Genomic DNA, 1200 nt, shown 5'->3' with positions numbered 1-1200 from the left:
TCTATCATACCTTTCGAGAGGACTCCCACCTCTAAACATATGTGAAGGTGGTGAGGTGAATCGAAAAAAATATTTTATGTTCAAAAACAGAAACATACGTTCTTGTTTTGGTATAATATCCTTAACAAGGAGGTGAAAAATGACAATGGAAAATCAAACACATTATAAAACTCTTCAGATTTGGATTAAAAAAGGGCATCGTATGTATTCTTATTTTCAAGAATCTTGCCAAAATGCTAAGAATATGTACAACACGACAAACTTTTATATACGACAAGTGTATACAGGTTTGACACAAGATAAGGAGTTGCAACCTTTACAAAAAGAAGTTTTGGATACGGTTTCTAAAAACATAGGGAAGATGAATGATACGCAACTTCTTACTTATCAAAAGAGATTGGAAAAAGAGAAAACAAAACCAAAAGAAAAACAAAAAGAAGTGAAGTGTAATTTGTTTTCAGAACCAACTACAGAAAAAACTTATGTAGATTATAATTTTCTGGATGCATTATTTAAAGTGATGATTCAGAATGATTATCGTGCTTTGCCTACGCAATCTAGTCAATCAATCATGAAAAATGTATTCCAAAATTGGAAGTCTTTTTTTGCTAGTTTAAAAGATTATAAAAAGAATCCAAATAAATATACTGGAAGACCTAGAATTCCAAAATATATTCGTTCTTCTGAAAAAGAGATTCTGTATACAAATCAAGATTGTGTCATTAAAAATGATAAGTTTTTAAAGTTTCCAAAGACAAAATTGCAATTAAACATTGGAAAATTAGGGTTTACTGAAGGTAAATTGAAGCAAGTTCGTGTCATTCCAAAATACAATGAGTATGTAGTGGAATTGGTGGTAGATGTTCCTTCAGAACAACAATCCGTTGAAGAGAATGGGCGTTATATGAGTATTGATTTAGGTATTGATAATCTTGCAACCATTGTAACAAACACAGGTATGAAACCTGTACTTGTTAAGGGCAAACATGTCAAAAGCATAAATCAATATTACAATAAAGTGAAGGGCCATTTTACAAGTGTTCTCAGGAAAGGTAAACAAACAAAGGAAGGACCTTTTACTTCTAAAAGAATAGAAAAACTTCACCAAAAGCGTTACCTGAAAATAAAGGACATCTTCCATAAAGCTAGTCATCATATTGTAAAACTAGCTCAAGAAGAGGAAGTTTGCAAAATCGTTAT

The 1200-nt window shown here is 31.2% G+C and carries 1 protein-coding gene; it reads left to right on the top strand.

Annotated elements, in window-relative coordinates:
* Positions 1 to 139: 139 nt before the first annotated feature.
* Positions 140 to 1200: RNA-guided endonuclease InsQ/TnpB family protein (locus tag CN326_RS18970; protein ID WP_098310530.1), on the top strand; the 1061-nt coding region annotated here is incomplete at its 3' end.

The sequence above is a fragment of the Bacillus sp. AFS018417 genome (genome assembly GCF_002560985.1).
Classification (GTDB): domain Bacteria; phylum Bacillota; class Bacilli; order Bacillales; family Bacillaceae_G; genus Bacillus_A; species Bacillus_A rhizoplanae.
Note: the sequence above shows the minus strand (reverse complement) of the source record. Positions and strands in the feature narration are given on the sequence as shown.